Origin of the sequence: Salifodinibacter halophilus (assembly GCA_012999515.1) — a bacterium.
GTDB classification, from domain to species: domain Bacteria; phylum Pseudomonadota; class Gammaproteobacteria; order Nevskiales; family Salinisphaeraceae; genus Salifodinibacter; species Salifodinibacter halophilus.
This window is the reverse complement of the sequence record JABEEB010000078.1, coordinates 1-338: the sequence shown is the minus strand read 5'-3', so window position 1 is coordinate 338 and position 338 is coordinate 1. Positions and strand designations below refer to the sequence as shown.

The window sequence follows — 338 nt, the reverse complement described above, 5'->3', positions numbered from 1 at the left end:
CTGGTACGCGACCTCGTTGAACGGCTGTACGACGAGGGCGTGGCGACGGTGTACGTGGGCGACTTGACCGACGTGCTGGAAACGCACTGGTCGGTCAGGGTGAACGAGAAGACGCACAACTTCTGGGCGTTCCGGCAGTTCATCGACCGACTCGCCTGTACCGCCGAGGAGTATGGTATCTCGGTGGAGGTTCGTTCGGAAGCATGGACCTCTCAAGAGTGTCCGAACTGCGGGTCAACAGATCGGACGACACGCCACCGCGACACGCTGACGTGCCCGTGCGGTTTCGGGGGCCACGCAGACCTCACAGCGTCCGAAACGTTCCTGAGACGTCATCA

General features: G+C 61.8%; 1 protein-coding gene. It reads left to right on the top strand.

From position 1 onward, the window contains the following. Positions 1–338 (top strand): transposase (locus HKX41_10765; GenBank protein ID NNC24611.1); only part of this gene is annotated, 338 nt, incomplete at both ends.